Raw genomic sequence first — 18911 nt, forward strand, 5'->3', positions numbered from 1 at the left:
TCTATTAGGAGAATCTCGTGAAACTATTGGTTAGACGGCTGTCTGGCTGCTTGCTTGCTGGCTTATTTGCATCTGCTGTATACGCTCAGGAAGCAGAACCGAATGACACGAAAGTGTTAGAAGCGGTTATGCAGGCTGTTGAAAACAACCCGGAAGTCTTAAAGCAGTGGTATGAAATGCGAGCGGTTAGCAGTGATGTGGCCAGAGCTCGGGGCGCTTACGGCCCTCAGTTGGACGCTTCTACTTCGTATAACTATACAAAAAGAGACTATTCGTTAAACGAGGAGTTTAGCGGTAACCGCGTTAGCCTCGATTATCGGCAGCTTTTATTTGATGGTTTTGAGACATCTAACTTAGTTGAGCGTTTTCAAGAACTTCAATTAGTTCGGTATTATGAGTTAAAAACAGTTGCAGAGAATGTTGGTTATGCGGCTTTTGAGGCGTACCTTGATGTTGCAACCAACCGTGAACTGGTAAAACTGGCGCGCGATAACGTTGAAAAGCATCGTGATGTTTATGAGCAAATAGAAGAAAGTGCTTCAGCCGGTGTCGCCCGAAACGCTGATTTAGAACAAATTAATGGACGCTTGGCACTGGCGTTAAATAACTTAGAAACTCAGCGCTCTAACCTGCATGATGTTATTAGCCGTTACCTGCGTATTGTTGGCGAATTACCGCCGCAACAAACATCCAACGTGGTTGTTTCTGAAACCTTCCTTCCGGCAGGGACTGAAGAAGCGATGAGCCTGGCGAATAGAACGAACCCTGAACTCCATGCAGCGCTTAGAAACATACGTGCAGAAAGAAAACAGTTAACGTCAAATAAGCGTGGTGCATACTCGCCTAAACTGAGCTTAGTTGCCAGCCAAAGCTATTCTGAATTGGACGATAACGGTTTTGATAACCATCAAAATGACACGCAGGTTGGTCTGCAGTTACGTTTTAATATTTTAAACGGTGGTCGCGACTACGCTGAGATTCGTCGTACGGTTTCTCAGGTGAACTCTGCGGAGCAACAAAGAAATTTAGTTTGTCGTAATATCAACCAAACCATTCAGGTTGAAATGAATCAAATTGAAAGTTTACGCGACAGAATTCCTCAGTTGCGTCAACACAAACTCTCTTCAGGCAAAGTACGTACTGCCTACAAAGACCAGTTTGATTTAGGCCAGCGTTCGCTGCTGGATGTGTTGGATTCTGAAAATGAGTATTTTGAAGCCAGTATTGCTCTTGCTGAAGCCGAAACCGACTTGGAGCAGGCAAAAGCCAAGCTTCTGGCGAGCATGGGATTATTGTTGAATTCTCTAAATATTGATTCAAGCAAACTAAACTCAAATAAAGACTTTGAAGTTCCTGATTTACAAGTTAACTTAGACTTTGCATGTCCCGTAAAGCGAGTGACCACAGCCTATTATGAGTAATACGCAGTCAGGCAAGCGCCCATTGGCGACTTGCCTGAGTATTATCGCTAACTATCATCAGCTACCGTTTTCATTCGATGCCGCCACGGCAGGGTTGGCTCAACAAGACGGTGATTTAACTCCTTCATCGCTGGCAACTTCAGCTAAGCGTTTTCAGCTTTCAGCAAAAGTTTATGAGCGTTCGCTCAAGAATATTAATAAAAATTTATTGCCGGTTATCTTACTGCTTAAAGACAGCAAAGCCTGTGTTTTAACGTCTGTTAACGATGACACTGCGGTAATAGTCGAGCCTGAGCTGGAGCACGGTGAAACCACACTTAAACTGGATGATTTAGAGCAACAGTATAGTGGCACCTTATTCTACGTTCGGCCTGAATTTAATATGGATAAGCGTGCGGACGACACGATAAAAAGAAAGAACGGCCATTGGTTTTGGTCCGCCATAAAAGAAAACAGAGGCACATACCGTTCGGTTATATTGGCATCGTTACTGATTAACTCCTTTGCGTTAGCTATGCCCGTTTTTGTTATGAACGTTTATGACCGGGTGGTTCCTAATGAGGCTTTCTCGTCGTTATTTGCGTTGGCAACGGGTATTTTTTTAGTGTTGACCATTGAGTTGGTGCTAAAAATAATGCGGGTGTGGTTTATTGATTTAGCGGCCAACCGGGCCGACGTCAAAATTTCCAGTAACATTATGCAGCGTGTTCTGGGCATGAAGATGAAAGATAAACCTCAGGCGTCAGGCTCCTTTGTTTCAAACGTTCAGTCTTTTGAAAGCATTCGCGGCTTTATTGGGTCTTTAAGTGTCGTCACTATGGTCGACATACCCTTCGTATTGTTGTTTTTGTTGGTGGTATCGCTCATAAATATTTATCTGGCAATACCGGTGTTAATTGCTGCGATATTGGTTTTACTTTATTCGCTGTTTTCTCAGGCCAAGTTAAAGGAATTGTCTGAGCATGGAATGCAGGCGGGAGCGGTTCGCAATGCCAATGTCTATGAGTCATTAAGCTCGCTGGAGACCATTAAAAGCTTTAATGCCCAGCACCGGGTTCAAAATCAGTGGGAAAAGAGCACGATATTTATCAGCCGCAATGCGGCGCGTATGCGTTTACTGGCCTCTTCTATCACCAATACGGCTAGCTGGATGCAGCAACTGGCTTCTATCAGCGTGATTGTTATTGGTGTTTATTTAATTTCAGAGCAGATGATAAGCCAGGGCGCACTTATAGCCGCGTATTTGTTAAGCGCACGAGCGTTGTCGCCGGTCAGCCAGGCTGCAGGGCTTTTGTCGCAGTATCACCACAGCTCTACGGCTATGGAGTCGCTTGAAAATATCATGGACCGCGACACCGAGCGTTACGACGACGCGAGCACGGTAAGTAAAGCCCGTATTGATGGACACATCGAATTCAAAAATGTCGGGTTCCGCTACCCTGATGTCGACACTGAGGTACTCAGTCACGTTAATTTATCGATTAAAGCCGGGGAAAAAGTAGCGATTCTGGGGCGTAATGGTTCAGGGAAAAGCACACTAGCACGCCTTATTCTAGGCCTTTATCAGCCCGAAAGAGGGCATGTTTTAATTGATAACGTTGATATTAACCAATTAAACCCGAATTTAGTGCGCCGGCATATTGCCTATGTTCCACAGGAGCCCGGACTGTTGTTTGGTACCTTACGCGACAATATATTATTAGCCAGCGTTACCCGCGACGACAATGACCTAGTTAAAGTAACCAACGAGATGGGGCTGAGCGCTCTGGTGAAAGAGCATCCCGATGGTTTTAATATGCAAGTAGGAGAACGGGGCGGCAATCTGTCAGGCGGTCAACGCCAGTCGGTGGCACTTGCGCGGGCACTGGTTAATGACCCTTCCGTTTTACTGCTGGACGAGCCAACTGGAATGCTTGACCATGCCAGTGAAGCCAAAATAAAAGCGCATTTAAAGCAAGTCACTGCCGACAAAACATTGTTAATGGTAACACACAAAATGACGATGCTTGAATTGGTTGATCGTGTTGTGGTCATGGACAGTGGCAAAATAGTCGCCGATGGTCCTAAAGCACAAGTGCTTGAAGCGTTAAAACAAGGTCGTGTCGGGGGAAGTCAGCGTGACTGAGCCGAAAAAGCGTACAACCGAGCAGCGAGGGTTCGACAAGCTTGGCAAAATAAGTAACCGAAGTGAGGCCGGAAAAGGGCTTATTGATCGGTTATTTGGCCGCTGGATAAATGTACCTGGCAGTAAAGACTGGGTTGTTGACGCTGAGTGGGCCAAAATTCAGCAGAACCCGATAAAGACAACCCGGCTGCTGTATACCGTTATTATTTCAGTACTTATTTTAGTCACCTGGGCTGCTTTTGCCGAGGTAGCCACCATAGCCAGAGGGGATGGGAAAGTTGTCCCCTCGAGCCAACTGCAGACCATAGAAACCTTCGATGGCGGTTTGATTGAAAAAATTCATGTGAGCGAAGGGCAACTTGTTAGCAAAGGGGATGTGCTGGTAGAGCTCGATTCAACCCGGTTTTTTTCAGAGTTTAATGAGAACCAGTCACGTATGTGGGCTTTGCAGGCGGATAACGCGCGTTTAAGAGCCTTGGTTAATGGTGCCGAGCTTGAGTTTCCAAACCCGCTTTCAGAAAACGCACCGGTGCTGGTCAAAGACACCATATCTGCCTACAAGAGTAATCTGGAGTCTTTAAAAAGCCGCACTCAGTCGGCTGAGGCTCAGCTGCGCCAGAGAAAAGAAGACTTAAACGAATTGCAGGCTGCATTAAAGCAATACAGAGAGTCACTTGCATTGGTAGAAAGGGAGCTTGCGGTTACACGGCCTTTAAAGCAATCGGGGGCTGTATCAGAAGTGGATATCATTCGGCTGGAGCGCGACCAAACGCAGTTCAGAGGTCAGATTAATCAGACATTAGCGGCCATTGAAAACGCAAAAGCCGCAATTGATGAGTCGGAAAACCGACTGAATGAAGTTCGCCTGGAGAAAATTAACGAATGGCGTCGTGAGCTTTCTGAGGTTTCCGCCGATCTTGCCGCATTTGAGAGCGTAAAGTCCCGGCTATCCGATAAAGTTCAGCAAAGTAAACTTCGCTCACCGGTGGGCGGTATTGTCCAAAAACTTCATGTGAATACAGTGGGTGGTGTCGTGACGACAGGGCAGCCGGTGGTCGATATTGTGCCGGTAAACGACGAGTTAATTATTCAGGCGCGCATTCTGCCTAAAGACATTGCTTTTATTAAGAAGGGGCAGGAGGCGATGATAAAGTTCACGTCTTATGACTTTTCGGTGTTTGGTGGCGCTAAAGCGACCGTTTCTCACATTAGTGCCGACACGGTGACAGACGACGACGACGTGACCTATTACATCGTTCGCTTAAAAACCAGCAAGTCTGAATTTTCGGAAGAGCTCCAGATTATTCCGGGAATGGTTGCTCAGGTAGACATAAAAACGGGCGAAAGAACGATATTGAATTATCTGTTAAAGCCGTTGATGAGAGCGAAATCTGAAGCTCTTACGGAGAGGTAAACTGATGGAACATGTTTTTCTTACTCATAACTTTATTTCCCCTCGGTGGGAGAAGCTCTCCGGCAGTGTTCATATAACCGAGAGCGCAGAAGAGTTAAAGCAGCTTGCAGCGCAAAAAAAGCTCTCTGAACTGACCTTCTGGTTAGCGGCAGAACATAGTAGTACGGCTTCGGTTGCCGCTTATTTAGCGAAAGCAAACAGCAAGTTCGTTGTTTTATACTCGGCTCCGGAAACAGAGGATCTAGTGGCGTTGCTAAGCCTCGGAGCGAGAGGTTACACCAGCCTTGCCGCTTCAACCTCGGTTATGGAGCGCATCACTGCCGTTATTCACCAGGGGGGCTTGTGGATGCCAGAGCAGTTTTTAGCCAATTTAACGGGGCTGTCGCAAAAAAGAGTGAATAATGGAAAAGGGCTTCCGGCAACCTTTGCTATACTGAGTGATCGCGAGCGACAAGTCTGTGAAAAAGTGCTCGCGGGTCTGACGAATCAACAAATTGCTGATGCCCTTTTCATATCTGAACGCACGGTGAAAGAGCATTTAACCAAAAGTTTTCGAAAATTAGGTGTGAAAGATCGCCTGCAGCTGGTTTTGAAAGCAAGAAATGAGGAAAGCGAAACGCTTAACGCCGGTGAATAAGATGCCTTATATAAAACGCGATGAACATAACCGTATTGTGGCCTTTAGCCTGACTGAAGAAGCTGGCTTTGATGAGTATTCAGAAGATACCAGCTCCGAGTTACAGGCCTTCCTGCAACAACAAATGGTGACTCCCGAGAAAAACTCGGCGCTTGAAGCTTCTGACCAGTCAATTATTCGAGTCCTGGAAGATTTGATTATGTTGCTTTCAGACAAAGGTGTTATTCAGTTCACTGAGCTGCCCGATGAGGCACAGAATAAGTTGATGCGACGCTTATCAATGCGCCGCGCTATCAACGACTTATCGGATTTAGTATCAATTGATGACGAAACCATCGATATTAAGTCTTCCGATTAAAACATTAGGTTTTGCTGGTGTAACCATCAAAGCCTGCGGCCAATACAGATTCAATGTCGGCTTCATTATCCACACCCTCTGCAAACATTTTAATGCCCAGCGACTGACCCAGTTGACACATTTTGGCTGGTATAGAGTCCTCAACTTCCCCTGCGTTCTGTGGTATCGCCTGAGTAATAGAACGATCAACTTTTAAGTAGTCGAGCCCGAAAGTTTCAATGTCGTACATGTAATCAAAAATGTGCGTACAACCTTGCAAGCCAACATGGCACCCCATGCGTTTCATAGAGAAGCAAAAGTCTGCAAACAGTTTTTGCTGAGAGTGGACTTCAAACTCATTAAGCTCAAACCAAAGTTTAGCCGGGTCACAGGCCTTTTTATATTGTTGGATGGACTTCATTAGTTGAGCCCGAGCCGGTACCGATTGTAAAAAGTTGATGGACAGGTTCATTGCAATATGACTGTCATTTTCGGCGCTAAACTGCATGGCTTTTTCTATCGCTTTTAGCTCTAGAGCAGACAAAAACTCAAGGCGTTGGGCCCACGGAATAAATTGATGGCCGTTTAGGATATGTCCGTTAACTTCCAGGCATAAGCTGTTTTCCAAGTGAACTAAGTTACCGCTTCTGTCCTTGGTTGAACGAAAGTTAAGCTGAACCTTGTCGTGTTCAAGTGCATCTTGAAATGTTTGAGACCACTGTTGTTTATCCGTGAAAAGCGGGGCGCTATTTTTTGTATGGCTTAAAATAAGAGCGGTGTTATTGTCAGTGGGGCGCGCTTCTGCATTGGTGATTTTTTCATCCAGGCGCATGAGCAGTTGGCCGACCGTTTCATCCGTAACGGTAAAATCAGCTGAAGCGTACCAATTGGCTTGCGCATCAAGCTGGGTCTTTTCATGGACTTGTATCGTGGATACGCAGTCATTAATTTTACGCTCTAACTGCTCTACGTCTGCTACGTTTTCAAAAAGCAGCCCGAAGTCAGACGCGTTCATGCGAGCCACGGTAACTTTACATGATAACTCCTGCTCTATTGATTCGGCTTGCTCAGATAACTTATCTGCAATGGCTTTTATATAGTTATCAACGTTTTTGCGACCGAAGCTCTTATTTAAGTCGGCTAACTTATCCAGATGAAGCATGAGCATGACTGCCGGTAGGCGCTCTTCACGCACACCGAAATGCGCAGATAAACGTTCTAAAACAAACGACCGGTTGTAAACGCCGGTATCCTGGTCTTTATATAGACGCGCTTGCAGCTGGCTCAGCTTGCGCAGTTCTTTTTGAAATTGCATGCGAATTTGTTCGGACATTTTATTCATAGCCTGAACAAGTTTTTTTAAGTCCTTTGTTTTTGGTGATTTTTTGTTGGTTATATACCGGCCCTGGCCGATAGCTTCAGCCTGCTGAACCACTAAGTTTAGTGGACGCGTCACATTTCTGAGTAAAGCCCGGCCACAAAGCCCGGCTAAAACGGCCGTTGATAGCGCAATAACGAATAGAGTAATTGCTCTGGACCATAACGTTTCCAGTGCATGGCGTTTCTGGCTTTGCACAGAAACCATACCAAACTGATTCCAGCCATCCTGGACAAGTGCCTCACCTGCCGGAACTTCCAGATCGAACCAACTGGCGAACCAGCCGGGTACTTCGCCTGTGCTGCTGCTGCTGTCAAAAGAGCGTTCGACAATAACGTCGCCCTGAGTATTGGTCAGTCTAATCGACTCATAGAAACCAGTATCAAACTGCGCGCTAATGGTCAGCTCTAATAATGCCGGGTCTTTACTGTTATTGCTGAGCGTTTGCGCGAGCATGTTGGCACTGTTGGTATTTTCCGTTGTGAGCTGCTGTTCAATAAATCGTGTTGCTGACAAACTGGTGACGATAAAGCTTGTAAAAAAGCTAATAAGCACAACAGCAACAAGGACATACCAAATCTGTCGGTTAAGTGTCATTAATTGTTCCTCCAGGAAATACCTTCTTGCTCTAAACGAGATAAAACATCTCGCCAGCGTGATAATCTATCAAGTGGGTTTGATTTTGCGCGGCGTTCACTGCTTCCGGCCCAAAGCCCGGCAGAATTAAAACTAAACACCGGGGTAAGGTCATTTCGTTTTGACGCCGGTAAGACCTTTTCAATTAAGCTATCAATAATAAGCGGCTCAGCGTCTGGTGACGAGTAATACCCTAAAACCATGTGAGCCTGAGTTTTTGATCGGTAAGAGTTGCCTATTTGAGCCTTGACGTAAATGAGTCGTAATTTTTCATCCGGTATGCCCAGGCTTCTTAACGTACTGTATTGTGCAATCGCAAAATCTTCACAGTCACCAAAGCCCTGCCCGAGTGTTTCGGCGACAGAAGCCCAGTAATCAGGGGTGCCATACAAAACGTCGTCAGTTTTGTAACTCACGTTATCGTGGATGAACCGGTTCATCTTTCGTATTACATCGACGTCCTCTGTGCCAGAATCTACATTTAAGTCGCGGGACAGTTCGTCCATCAATCGGAACCATTGTTGTGCTTTTTGGCTGGAATTGTCAGGTGTATAATTGGTTATTGCCTGACTGAACGTCTTTTTATCAACTTGCCACGCGTCACCCGCCTTAAGCCATAGAGGAATAAAGATTAAACCAACGAGTAACCACAAAGACGCGCTTTTCATTGTGTTATCTTATCTGGTATCTGCTAGGGCGAAAAGACCTCGTTAGTTTATATTTTATTTGCTAAAAAGCGTACATTCGGGTAAAATCCACCCGCAACATGAATCCAGTCACGGAGTGTTGCACATGCTGCGAATTGCCCAAGAAGCCTTGACCTTTGACGATGTTTTGCTCGTTCCCGGTCATTCCGAAGTTCTCCCCCATACCGCTGATTTACGCACGCAATTAACGCGTGGAATTACCCTGAATGTCCCGCTGGTTTCGGCCGCGATGGATACCGTTACCGAATCGGCACTGGCTATTGCATTGGCGCAGGAAGGCGGACTTGGTTTTATCCATAAAAATATGACCGCAGAGCAACAGGCCGCGCACGTTCGTAAAGTGAAAAAATACGAAAGTGGCATGGTGACTGACCCGGTTACTGTAAAACCCACAACGACTATTGGTGAAATTAAAGAGCTGACTGCCGAGCATGGTTTTCAGGGGTTCCCTGTGGTTGAAGGTAATGGCGATTTAGTTGGTATTGTTACCGGTCGCGATACGCGTTTTGAAGACGACGACAGTAAAGAAATCCGCCATGTAATGACGGGCAATGACCGCCTGGTCACTGTGCATGAAACGGCAGAAAGCGAAGAAATTCTTCAGCTTATGCACAAACACCGCATTGAAAAGATCTTAGTTGTGGATGACGCGCATAAGTTGAAGGGCATGATCACCCTGAAAGACTTTGAAAAAGCCGAAAACAAACCGAACGCTTGTAAAGATGAACTAGGCTCATTGCGGGTAGGCGCAGCAGTTGGCGTTGGTGCCGGTACGGAAGAGCGTATTCAGTTGTTAGTTGAAGCGGGCGTTGATGTACTGCTTATTGATACTTCGCACGGACACTCTCAGGGCGTTTTAGACCGTGTTAAGCAAACTCGTAAAGACTACCCGGAATTACAAATTATTGCCGGTAACGTAGCAACTGCCGCTGGTGCTAAGGCATTGGTTGAAGCAGGGGTTGATGCGGTGAAAGTGGGTATTGGCCCGGGCTCAATTTGTACTACCCGTATTGTTACGGGTTGCGGTGTGCCACAAATTAGCGCCATTAGCGACGCCGTTGATGCCATTAAAGGTTCGGGTGTTCCGATTATTGCCGATGGCGGTATTCGTTTCTCAGGAGATATTGCAAAAGCGCTGGCTGCTGGCGCGCACAGCGTGATGGTGGGTAGCATGCTGGCTGGCACTGAAGAGTCGCCGGGTGAAGTTGAGTTGTATCAGGGTCGTTACTATAAATCATATCGTGGTATGGGCAGTCTGGGCGCAATGGATCAGCGCAATGGCTCATCTGACCGTTACTTCCAGAAGAGCGATGAAGCCGACAAGTTAGTGCCAGAAGGTATTGAAGGGCGTATAGCCTATAAAGGGCCTATTTCGGCTATTATTCACCAGCAAATGGGTGGGTTGCGTTCAGCCATGGGCCTAACTGGCTGCCCGACCATTGAAGATATGCGCACCAAGCCGCAGTTTGTGAAAGTCACTGCAGCCGGCATGGGCGAATCACACGTACACGATGTGCACATTACCAAAGAAGCACCGAATTACCGTAGCTCGTAACAGGATGACTAATGACTAGAGATATCCACGATCACCGAATATTGATTTTAGATTTCGGCTCTCAGTACACTCAGCTGATTGCCCGCCGTATTCGCGAAATTGGCGTTTACTGTGAGCTTTGGGCCTGGGATGTTGACGAAGCCGACATTCGGGACTTCGCGCCTAAAGGCATTATTTTATCCGGTGGCCCGGAAAGCGTTGCAGAAGAAGGCTCACCGCGTGCGCCGGAATATGTCTTTAACGCAGGCGTTCCGGTGTTTGGTATTTGCTACGGTATGCAGACCATGGCACATCAGCTGGGGGGCTCCGTTCAATGCTCACTGGAACGTGAATTTGGTTACGCGCAAATTGAACTGGTAGAGCAAAGCCCGCTGTTTAAAGCCATTGAAGACGCTGTGTCTGAGTCAGGTGCGCCGCTACTCGACGTATGGATGAGCCACGGTGACAAAGTGGAAATGATTCCGGAAGGCTTCCATACCGTAGCGAAAACCTCTTATTGTCCGTATGCCGCAATGGCTGACGAAGAACGTCAGTTTTATGGGGTGCAGTTCCACCCGGAAGTCACTCACACGCGGCAGGGACAGCGCATGCTGGAGCATTTTGTCAGCGATATCTGCGGCTGTGAGAAGCAATGGACGCCGGCAAAAATCATCGACGATGCCATTGAGCGGATCCGTGAACAGGTGGGTAGTGACAAGGTTATTTTAGGCTTGTCAGGCGGCGTTGATTCGTCGGTAACGGCTATGTTGCTGCACCGTGCCATTGGTGACCAGTTAACTTGCGTGTTTGTCGACAACGGCTTGTTGCGCCTGAATGAAGCGGAGCAGGTAATGGAAATGTTCGGCGACCACTATGGTCTGAACATTTTGCCAATACGTGCTGAAGACCGCTTTTTAGATGCTTTGGCGGGCGAGAATGACCCGGAGAAAAAGCGTAAAATTATTGGTAATACCTTCATTGAAATTTTTGATGAAGAAGCCGGTAAGCTGACCGAAGTAGACTGGCTGGCGCAGGGCACTATTTACCCGGATGTCATTGAGTCTGCAGGCTCTAAAACCGGTAAAGCGCACGTGATTAAATCGCACCACAACGTGGGCGGTTTGCCGGAAGACATGAAGTTAGGTTTAGTTGAGCCGTTACGCGAGTTGTTTAAAGACGAAGTGCGTAAAATAGGGCTTGAGTTAGGCCTGCCTTATAACATGCTGTATCGTCATCCGTTCCCGGGGCCTGGTTTGGGCGTTCGTGTGCTGGGTGAAATAAAGAAAGAGTACTGTGACTTACTGCGCCGTGCCGATGCAATTTTCATTCAAGAGCTGCATAACGCGGACTGGTACAACAAAGTAAGCCAGGCCTTTGCGGTATTCCTGCCGGTGCGTTCGGTGGGTGTTATGGGTGATCAGCGTAAATACGACTGGGTTATTGCCATACGTGCCGTAGAGACTATCGACTTCATGACCGCACGCTGGGCACATTTACCGTATGAGCTGCTAGAGAAGGTATCGAACCGGATTATCAACGAAGTGAACGGGATTTCCCGTGTAACCTACGATATTTCAGGTAAACCACCTGCCACCATTGAGTGGGAATAAGCAGGTAAACATTGGCTGGCCGTTGCAGGGAATCTTCCGAAAGACGCCAGCCAGTACCTAACTTCCACCTCCCACTATTTTTTTGACATGTATATTTGTCATTTTTTACGTTTAGGCTAATATGACATATATAACTGTCAATTAGGCTGATTTATGACTCCCAGAAAAGAGATTGGCAAGCGATTACAGCTAGAGCGAAAGGCTCAGAGGCTGTCTCAATCGGAAGCTGCCGCGAAAATAAAAAGTAATCGGCAAACCATTTCAGCTATTGAGCGCGGTGTTTATTTAGGTTCACTTGCGACTTTTGAACGGTATCTAATGCTATTTGGTTATTCGTTAGCAATAACTAAAACTAAGATGCCGACATTTGAAGAACTTGACGACTTGTTTCCGCTGGAGGATTGATATGTCAGAGAGTCTATCGCAATACCCGTCACGTGTCAGAGAATTGGGCATAAAGCTTAACAGTCAGTCGGTTGGGCGGCTGGTACATGGCTCTCAGTACAGTTTTAGCTACGAGAGAGAAGCTCAGCCGGTTTCTTTATCTATGCCGAACAGGGTTGATCCTTACGTATCAGGTAAGTTGCCTCCAATTTTCACCATGAACTTACCTGAAGGTTTCGTCCGGCGTTACATCGAAGAGCGGCTGAGGCGTTATGCAAAAGTTGATGAGATGTACCTTTTGACTCTACAAAGAGATAAAGGAATTGGCGCGTTAAATTATCATTCCAATGAGCTACCTGAAAGCAAAACCGAAGCTGTTGCGCTGAATGACATTCTATCCTGGAATAGCCAGAATGAGGCCTTGTTCCCGCAGTTACTGGAACGTTTTTATCTTCAAACCGCAATTTCCGGAGTTCAACCGAAAGTTGTTGTTCCCTCAGAAAAAGCGACACTTGTTTATCCAGATCTGATTATAAAGGCGGCGGACGAAGAGTTTCCTAATTTAACGGCTAACGAGTTTATTTGCTTATCAGCAGCGGATTATTGTGGCCTGGAAAAACCGGAGTTTTGGTTATCGGATAACCGAGAACACTTTGTTATGAAGCGTTTTGATATCGACGGTGACAAGAAATATGCCGTGGAAGACTTTTGTGTCTTAACCAAGCGTGACTCAGCTGATAAGTATCGTTCCAGTTATGAACAAGTAATGAAAGTGGTGCAGTTGTTTACTCGAAGTGCCGAGCAGCTTCAGAAAGTGTATGAATATATTGTTTTTAACGTACTTATTGGTAATGGTGACGCGCATTTAAAGAACTTTTCAGTTTTATATAGTGCAGAAGTACCTGAGCGTATAACAGTGACACCAATCTATGATGTAACCCACACCATTATTTATCCAACAATTGATAATAATATGGCGTTAAAGCTGTTTGGCAGCAAAGAGTTTCCAACACAGCATTTCTTACGTAAATTGGGTGAAGACTTCGGCATTGCAGAGCCTCAATCGGTGATCACTAATTTTGCTGATAAATTAGCGACATTTATACAAGGATTTAATCAATGGGATGTCTTTCCTGAACTGAAGCCCTCAATGGAAAAACATTTGAGTTCAATAATGGTGTCGGAACCAATAGTGAGTGGTCACCGACACCATAAAAAACGTAAATATACGTAGAGCCTTTAGAAGTGGTAAGTCACACCTAAATGTACTTCGTTGTCGATGCTGTTGAAGTTTCCGCGGAAACCGGCGTCAGCAGAGAATTGCTCAGTGAAGGCGTAGCGTAAGCGGGCACCCACTGATGCAAAGCCGTCTAAGCCCCAGTCATAACCAACGTCAACAATAGCGGTGGTTTGCTGGCTTAATTTAGTCATGGTGCCGATGCCGGCATAAGCGCTGGTGTCATCGTCGTTACCAAAGTCATAGTGGCTAACACCGGCTTTCAAGAAAGTATTGAATTGCTTGCCTGCGCCCATGTCCATGAAGTATTTAGCACCAGCACGGATTGAGTAGTCACCCATGTCTGTAAACTGTATTTCACCCACCCAGTTCGGGGCGATGGTTTTGGAGCCTTCTACGTAGAAATCGGAATCGTGGAAGTCAGAGAAACCGCCGCTAACATAGTTTAGATCATCAGCTTTGCTGGCTGCTGAAAACATAAGCGAGCTGCTTGCGAGTAAAGCTGTTATTAGTATCAATTTTTTCATAGTTTGCCTCCTTGGATATGACATTTGTATTATGGCACCCAGAAGGCTGAATAGCAGCCCTTCAACTGTAAAGGTTAAGTAAAATAAAGGGCTGCGGGGGGGGGCGTTGTAGCCTGCCAGGCTATTTAACGATATCCAGCCAGACCAAACGGTGATCGGAAGAGGCGCTGCGTTTTTGCATTAGCTTACTACCGGCCTCATCACCGACAGGCCAGAACACGCCTGCGTCTTTTACGACTAAATCGTTAGACGGCAGCACGTAGTCGACGCGCTTGCGCCAGGCCGCGGTATGATACTGCGAGCCTTGTTTGTCTGGTGAGTGCTGTTCGCCGCCTCGGCTTTGGGGTTTAACGTCATTTACCCGAGGGTGCTGCAGTAACTGTTCTATCGCACCATCAATACCGCCAGAGCCAGCTTCCGCGTTCATGTCGCCTAAAACGATAAAGCTTTCATTTTGCTCAAGCCCGCCGCGTGTGCCTTCATCATCATAAATATAATTGTCTTTACCTGGCGTTAAGTAGTCAGCAAATAAGCGAATTTCATCATAGTTACGCATGCCGTTGCTGTTTTCCGGGCCGTCGAATGCTGGCGGTACCGGGTGAGCCGCCAATAAATGGATGACTTTGTCGCCCACTTGCACCGGAATGTCCCAATGCGACTTTGAGCTTAGCGGGTACTGCGCCATAACTTCCTCGGGGTACCATTGCTCGTCAGTAGCCTGTTTCTGTTCGTTCATCACGTAAGGAATATGGCGGCCTGGCATGTCTTTCCACAAGAAGTGCTGAAAGGTTCGTGCTTTATCGGCTTGCAGTGGGTATCTAGACAAAATGACCATACCGTACTGACCCGGATACCAACCAAAACCCCAGGCGTCGATGCCGGTGCCTTGTGCCTTGCCGTCACGGTTTAAGTCAAAAGGCGAGGGCACACCGGTATTTACCGGAGCAATATAAGCATAAGGATACTCAATTGCTTTTTGTCCGTTCTGTGAAACCGACAGGTACTTTTCCTGAAAGACATTTACGCCAATTTCTTTATCAACGTAGTCGAATTCGTTCAGTAAAACGATATCAGGTCGCACACGTTGAAGTATTTCGGCAATACCACGAATTTGCTCATGATCCTGCTGTAACACCTCTGGTACAGGAGATTTTTCTAATTGCGGGAGCTCGCTGTCGCTCAGGTAATTAGATGCGTCCATACTGACATTAAAAGTCGCAACCCGTATGGTTTCTGGTTCGCCTTTGCCGGAACCGGCGGTTGCATTAAAAGAGGTAGGAATCATAAGAACAACGAATGTTAAAATTAATAAAAACCGTATAAAGCCCATGGGATAACCGTTTGAGAGCAGCCTAAGACAGTGGGTGAGAATAAAGGTTCCCGGATGACTAGGCAAGAGCTAATAATTTGATTAAAATATGTCACATATCTGACACAAAAATGTCTTAGAAGCGTAATGAAATCAGCCCGATCCCATACAGCTCAGACTTCTTACTCTTTTTTGTTTTCGCAAAAAAGTTCCATTGCTTCTTTAACTTTCATTAAGTTGTCACATTTCTTCTTTATAACCTCTCGTCCATTTAAAGCTTTTTGTTTTATCGTTGCTACAAAACTAGGAAATCAAACATGAAATTGAACTCCAAGGTGAGTCGTATTTCTGCAGCTGTTGCTTTGGCTGTAGGTCTTTCGACAAGCGCTTTTGCTCAAGAAACATCATCATCTATGCGCGGTGTTATTAGTGGCCCTCAGGGTAACCCCGCTGCGAATACTAAAGTGGTTGTTATTCATCAACCAACCGGAACGGTGAATGAGTTTACTACTAATGAAGACGGTGTGTTTTCCGCCAAAGGTCTTCGCGTTGGTGGACCTTATCAGATAATTCTTGATTCTGATAAATACCGCGATGCAGTTTTAGAAGATGTGTATCTTGATCTTGGAGACACTTACCGGCTGACTCGTCAACTTGAGTCTGCTGATATGGAACGTTTGGTTGTTACCGGCTCTGCCATTCTGATGGAAAGCGGCGGAGCCAGTAGTAGCTTTGGCGAAGAGACCATCAACAACATGCCAAGCTTAAACCGCGACTTGAAAGACGTTGCGCGCATTAATCCGCTGGTCAGCATTAATGGTTCAGGTGAAATGACCATTGCTGGCGGTGACCCTCGCACAAACAGCATTACTGTTGATGGTATTGGCCAGAACGATGACTTTGGTCTGAATTATGGCGGCTACCCAACTGAGCAGCCTCCCGTTTCTCTAGGTGCCATTGAACAAATTTCTGTAGACGCCGCGCCATTTTCTGTGAAAAAAGGCGATTTCTCTGGCGGTACCATTAATGCCGTAACTAAATCGGGTAGTAACGAGTTTAAAGGCGAAGTCTTTTTCGAATACTCGGGAAAAGATTTAAAAGGTGACGTTGATGCCATTCGTGAAATTAAAGAGGATGGCAAGCCCGTACTTGATGACAACGGCTACCGTACTTATCGAGAGGAGACGGTCGAGCCAAACCAGACAGTAGAAACCTTCGGTTTGTCTTTGTCTGGCCCCATTATTAAAGACAAGCTCTTCTTTTTCACAAACTATGAAGAGTGGAGCAACGAGCTGGCACTGGACTACGGCTTTGAGGGCAGTGGTGCTACTAACGAGTTCTCAATTTCGGAAGAGACATTTAAGGACTTCATGGAAATTCTTGAAGGGCCTCGTTATAACTTGAGTGACTCTTTGGGTGGCGATCCGGAAGATAAAGACCGTAAGTGGTTAACCAAATTAAGCTGGAACATCAACCAGGCGCATCGCTTAGACTTAACTTATCAGTGGCAGGACAACTCCGACGAACGAAACTTTTCGACCGGTGGAGACACGGTTACTTTAGCTTCCAGCCGTTATACATTCCATACCCGTATGAGCAACATTAGCATGCGCTTATACAGTGACTGGTCGTCCAATTTTATCACTGAAATGGGTCTGACCTATAAAGATGTTGATACACGTTCTTTAACTAATTCAAATCTTGGTTCCGTCACAGTAGACCAGTATTTCAGAGGACCAGAGTTTGTTTTTGGAACCAATAAGTATCGGCATGCAAACGTTGCCGAAAATGATAACCTGACCTTTAACTTTGATGCTACCTACCTGATGGGCGACCATGAAATTGTGTTTGGTACTCAAATAGAAAAACTGAACCTGTACAACAAGTTTATTCAGGACGCTAAAGGCTCCTGGGAGTTTGATAACTTCGAGGGCTTTGCAAACGGTGAAGTCGGTAACTACGATGGTAACTGGGACTTCGATTACCAAAACGCTTATAACAACGTTCCCGAGCTAGCGGCTTTGGATGTGGATCGTACAACCTACGCCTTGTACGTTGGTGATACCTTTTATGTGACCCCGGACTTAGAAATTAATGGTGGCTTACGTTACGAGCGTTTAAGTTCAAGCGATACCCCTACGCTGAATGAAAACTTCAAAGAAGCATATTCCGATCAGGGGATAACGAACCAGGAAAACTTAGACGGGCTGGACATTATCCTTCCGCGCGTTGGTTTTAAATATTTCACGGACAGCAGCCTGGTGGTTCGTGGTGGTATTGGTCGTTTTTACGGCGGTGTTCCGAATGTTTGGTATACCAACCCATTCGCCAATGATGGTGTGACTTTAGTTTCAGCACCGAACAGCACCATTGCCGACTATTATGCTAATAATCAGGTTGATGACTTCTCGAGTGTTCCTCAGGAAATCAAAGATTCGCTGGAAAAAGGTGATGGTAGCATCAACTATACCGACCCGAATTTTGATTTGCCCAGCGACTGGCGTGCGCAGTTAGCCTTCGACTATGAATTAGACATTCCTTACGTTGGCGATATGTTCAATGCAACGACATCGTTTATGTACAAACGAATAGAAGACCAGCCCGTGTGGTATAACACCGCATTAGTTGAAGTCGGTCGTGCAGAAGATGAAGAACGGATCATCTATGAATCTCGTTATGAAGGTGACCGGGCTCGTAACTACGATATTATGCTGACCAACTCTCCGGACGATGGGCGCGCATTTATCTTCTCTCAGTCGTTGGCTAAACAATGGAATAATGGCTTAAGCTTTACTGCCAGCTATACGTATCAGGATGTAGAAGATAACGCAGCTGGTTCATCATCTCAGGCAGTGAGTAATTACAAGCACTATGTAGCAAAAAACCGCAACCAGGCTTTTACTGCAACGGGTAATTTTGAAACCGAGCACAGCCTGAAAATTACTTTAGGTTATAAAAAAGAGTTTTTTGCTGACTACGAGACACGTTTTAACTTGTTCTATGAGCGTCGCTCGGGTCGCCCATTCAGCTATGTAATGGGAATGTATGAAGACGGCGACTTCGGTGATACCGCCGCTGGTGGTCTTTATACGCAATCTGCGTACCTCCCTTACATACCGTCAGGGGAAGGTGATGATAACGTCGATTGGGAAAACTCGATCAGCTGGAACAAAATTAAAATGTTACTGGATAACGCTGGCATAGCGTACGGTGGAGAAGGCTACATTTTGGACAGAAACACCCATAATCAACCTTGGGTTACGGATCTAGATTTGAGCATTCAGCAGGAAATTCCGGGCTTTATGGATGGCCATAAAGGGATTCTGTACTTAACCATTGATAACTTTGCGAACTTACTGAATAACGACTGGGGAGTTGAGCGTCGCCTGACATACCCGCAAGTTGGTTTGTATGACTTCGGTGGTCTGAGTGATGACGGGAAATACCAAATTGATATGAAACATCAAGGGTACTACCCGAATAACTATGACACGGTCGATTTAAACAGCTCCTCCTGGAGCGCTAAGTTGGGCGTTCGTTACACCTTCTAAGAATGAAAGGCCTCACATTTTTGTGGGGCTTTTTTTTGGATGAAATTCATAGAGCTGTAATAAATGAGATATATCCTCACTTATAAATAAAGCCAAAACCAAAA

Annotated in this window: 14 protein-coding genes; 10 read left to right on the plus strand and 4 right to left on the minus strand. The window is 46.0% G+C overall.

Features of this window, described 5'->3' with window-relative positions:
* The first annotated feature begins 17 nt into the window (after nucleotides 1-17).
* From U0358_RS03210 to U0358_RS03230, 5 genes are read left to right on the plus strand one after another with little or no spacing between them, the layout of a single operon-like run.
* Complete coding sequence (locus U0358_RS03210) at nucleotides 18-1421, plus strand: TolC family outer membrane protein (protein WP_322407035.1); 1404 nt, start codon at nucleotides 18-20, stop codon at nucleotides 1419-1421.
* Complete coding sequence (locus U0358_RS03215) at nucleotides 1414-3546, plus strand: type I secretion system permease/ATPase (RefSeq protein ID WP_322407036.1); 2133 nt, start codon at nucleotides 1414-1416, stop codon at nucleotides 3544-3546. The genes U0358_RS03210 and U0358_RS03215 overlap by 8 nt, the downstream gene beginning before the upstream one ends.
* Nucleotides 3539-4960 (plus strand): HlyD family type I secretion periplasmic adaptor subunit, encoded by a 1422-nt coding sequence (locus tag U0358_RS03220; protein ID WP_322407037.1) that lies wholly within the window; start codon nucleotides 3539-3541, stop codon nucleotides 4958-4960. Before U0358_RS03215 ends, U0358_RS03220 begins: the two co-directional genes overlap by 8 nt.
* A 4-nt stretch (nucleotides 4961-4964) precedes the next feature.
* Nucleotides 4965-5597, plus strand: a complete 633-nt coding sequence (locus U0358_RS03225; protein WP_322407038.1) for a helix-turn-helix transcriptional regulator — start codon at nucleotides 4965-4967, stop codon at nucleotides 5595-5597.
* 1 nt (nucleotide 5598) lies between these two features.
* Nucleotides 5599-5955 (plus strand): hypothetical protein, encoded by a 357-nt coding sequence (locus tag U0358_RS03230; protein ID WP_322407039.1) that lies wholly within the window; start codon nucleotides 5599-5601, stop codon nucleotides 5953-5955.
* 4 nt (nucleotides 5956-5959) lie between these two features.
* On the opposite strand, the gene U0358_RS03235 is transcribed toward U0358_RS03230, so the two are convergent.
* Together U0358_RS03235 and U0358_RS03240 are read right to left on the minus strand one after the other, a co-directional pair.
* On the minus strand, nucleotides 5960-7909 hold the full coding sequence (locus U0358_RS03235) for a bifunctional diguanylate cyclase/phosphodiesterase (protein WP_322407040.1): 1950 nt from the start codon (nucleotides 7907-7909) through the stop codon (nucleotides 5960-5962).
* Nucleotides 7909-8616: a transglutaminase-like cysteine peptidase gene (locus tag U0358_RS03240; protein ID WP_322407041.1), complete on the minus strand. Its 708-nt coding sequence runs from the start codon at nucleotides 8614-8616 to the stop codon at nucleotides 7909-7911. The genes U0358_RS03235 and U0358_RS03240 overlap by 1 nt, the downstream gene beginning before the upstream one ends.
* Nucleotides 8617-8740: 124 nt before the next feature.
* On the opposite strand from U0358_RS03240, the gene guaB reads away from it, so the two are divergent.
* The 4 genes from guaB (at nucleotide 8741) to U0358_RS03260 (ending at nucleotide 13417) form a co-directional block, all read left to right on the plus strand.
* A complete protein-coding gene (gene guaB, locus U0358_RS03245; RefSeq protein WP_322407042.1) occupies nucleotides 8741-10210 on the plus strand; it encodes an IMP dehydrogenase in 1470 nt (489 codons plus the stop codon).
* An 11-nt stretch (nucleotides 10211-10221) separates the two neighbouring features.
* A complete protein-coding gene (gene guaA, locus U0358_RS03250) occupies nucleotides 10222-11799 on the plus strand; it encodes a glutamine-hydrolyzing GMP synthase (RefSeq protein ID WP_322407043.1) in 1578 nt (525 codons plus the stop codon).
* A 153-nt stretch (nucleotides 11800-11952) separates the two neighbouring features.
* Nucleotides 11953-12204: a helix-turn-helix transcriptional regulator gene (locus tag U0358_RS03255; protein ID WP_317498322.1), complete on the plus strand. Its 252-nt coding sequence runs from the start codon at nucleotides 11953-11955 to the stop codon at nucleotides 12202-12204.
* A 1-nt stretch (nucleotide 12205) separates the two neighbouring features.
* Nucleotides 12206-13417 carry a type II toxin-antitoxin system HipA family toxin gene (locus tag U0358_RS03260; protein WP_322407045.1) on the plus strand — a complete coding sequence of 404 codons (1212 nt, stop codon included), beginning with the start codon at nucleotides 12206-12208 and terminating at the stop codon, nucleotides 13415-13417.
* Between the two features lie 5 nt (nucleotides 13418-13422).
* Here U0358_RS03260 and U0358_RS03265 read toward each other — a convergent pair whose 3' ends face one another.
* Nucleotides 13423-13947: a putative outer membrane beta-barrel protein gene (locus tag U0358_RS03265; protein WP_322407046.1), complete on the minus strand. Its 525-nt coding sequence runs from the start codon at nucleotides 13945-13947 to the stop codon at nucleotides 13423-13425.
* Nucleotides 13948-14068: 121 nt separating this feature from the next.
* Nucleotides 14069-15277, minus strand: a complete 1209-nt coding sequence (locus tag U0358_RS03270) for an endonuclease/exonuclease/phosphatase family protein (RefSeq protein WP_416182993.1) — start codon at nucleotides 15275-15277, stop codon at nucleotides 14069-14071.
* Nucleotides 15278-15573: 296 nt separating this feature from the next.
* Between U0358_RS03270 and U0358_RS03275 the strand changes: the two genes are divergently transcribed.
* On the plus strand, nucleotides 15574-18807 hold the full coding sequence (locus U0358_RS03275) for a TonB-dependent receptor (protein ID WP_322407048.1): 3234 nt from the start codon (nucleotides 15574-15576) through the stop codon (nucleotides 18805-18807).
* Nucleotides 18808-18911: the final 104 nt, after the last annotated feature.

The sequence above is a fragment of the Idiomarina sp. PL1-037 genome (assembly GCF_034422975.1).
In the GTDB taxonomy this organism is placed as follows: domain Bacteria; phylum Pseudomonadota; class Gammaproteobacteria; order Enterobacterales; family Alteromonadaceae; genus Idiomarina.